This is a genomic window from Pedobacter sp. 22226, from assembly GCF_052045455.1.
Taxonomy (GTDB): domain Bacteria; phylum Bacteroidota; class Bacteroidia; order Sphingobacteriales; family Sphingobacteriaceae; genus Pedobacter; species Pedobacter jeongneungensis.
In genome coordinates this window covers 1-1,780 of the sequence record NZ_JBQEPB010000021.1, presented here as the reverse complement: position 1 = coordinate 1,780, position 1,780 = coordinate 1, and the positions used below count along the sequence as shown (strand labels likewise).

The 1,780-nt window shown below is 50.0% G+C and carries 1 tRNA gene and 1 rRNA gene; both read left to right on the top strand.

The features are described 5' to 3' along the window. Window positions 1–1,431: ribosomal RNA gene (locus ACTJKC_RS25360) — 16S ribosomal RNA — on the top strand; the annotation flags it as partial. 270 nt (window positions 1,432–1,701) lie between these two features. Continuing rightward, a tRNA-Ile gene (locus ACTJKC_RS25355) sits at window positions 1,702–1,779 on the top strand. Window position 1,780: the final 1 nt, after the last annotated feature.

Genomic DNA, 1,780 nt, shown 5'->3' with positions numbered 1-1,780 from the left:
GAAAGTGGCGCACGGGTGCGTAACGCGTATGCAACCTACCTTTATCAGGGGGATAGCCCGGAGAAATCCGGATTAATACCGCATAATATCATTTTATAGCATTATATTATGATCAAACATTTATGGGATAAAGATGGGCATGCGTGTCATTAGCTAGTTGGCGGGGTAACGGCCCACCAAGGCGACGATGACTAGGGGATCTGAGAGGATGGCCCCCCACACTGGTACTGAGACACGGACCAGACTCCTACGGGAGGCAGCAGTAAGGAATATTGGTCAATGGAGGCAACTCTGAACCAGCCATGCCGCGTGCAGGAAGACTGCCCTATGGGTTGTAAACTGCTTTTATCCGGGAATAAACCTACTTACGTGTAAGTAGCTGAATGTACCGGAAGAATAAGGATCGGCTAACTCCGTGCCAGCAGCCGCGGTAATACGGAGGATCCAAGCGTTATCCGGATTTATTGGGTTTAAAGGGTGCGTAGGCGGCCTATTAAGTCAGGGGTGAAAGACGGTAGCTCAACTATCGCAGTGCCCTTGATACTGATGGGCTTGAATGGACTAGAGGTAGGCGGAATGAGACAAGTAGCGGTGAAATGCATAGATATGTCTCAGAACACCGATTGCGAAGGCAGCTTACTATGGTCTTATTGACGCTGAGGCACGAAAGCGTGGGGATCAAACAGGATTAGATACCCTGGTAGTCCACGCCCTAAACGATGAACACTCGCTGTTGGCGATACACAGTCAGCGGCTAAGCGAAAGCGTTAAGTGTTCCACCTGGGGAGTACGCCCGCAAGGGTGAAACTCAAAGGAATTGACGGGGGCCCGCACAAGCGGAGGAGCATGTGGTTTAATTCGATGATACGCGAGGAACCTTACCCGGGCTTGAAAGTTAGTGAATGATTTAGAGATAGATCAGTCCGCAAGGACACGAAACTAGGTGCTGCATGGCTGTCGTCAGCTCGTGCCGTGAGGTGTTGGGTTAAGTCCCGCAACGAGCGCAACCCCTATGTTTAGTTGCCAGCATGTCATGATGGGGACTCTAAACAGACTGCCTGTGCAAACAGAGAGGAAGGAGGGGACGACGTCAAGTCATCATGGCCCTTACGTCCGGGGCTACACACGTGCTACAATGGATGGTACAGAGGGCAGCTAGCCGGCAACGGTATGCGAATCTCACAAAGCCATTCACAGTTCGGATTGGGGTCTGCAACTCGACCCCATGAAGTTGGATTCGCTAGTAATCGCGTATCAGCAATGACGCGGTGAATACGTTCCCGGGCCTTGTACACACCGCCCGTCAAGCCATGGAAGCTGGGGGTACCTAAAGTATGTAACCGCAAGGAGCGTCCTAGGGTAAAACCGGTAACTGGGGCTAAGTCGTAACAAGGTAGCCGTACCGGAAGGTGCGGCTGGAATACCTCCTTTCTGGAGTAGCACCGCCTACCCGCAACGCAACATGATATTTCTAAATAAGGTAGAAGGTTAAAGCATAAAGACTAAAGCTGTAAGGCATGTCTGGATACTTGATACTGAATACTTTAAAAAAGACAAGAAAAAACAAGAAACACCCAGAAGAAAACGGTGGGCATACTAAGAAGGTATAGCGCAACGGACTAATGAAGGGGAAGCCAAAAAGGGGAGCAGTAGCGGTAAGATACTATATACTGCGACATAAAAAAGCTTACCCAATAACAAAGTCCCGTAGCTCAGCCTGGTTAGAGCACTACACTGATAATGTAGGGGTCTCCAGTTCAAATCTGGACGGGACTACCAT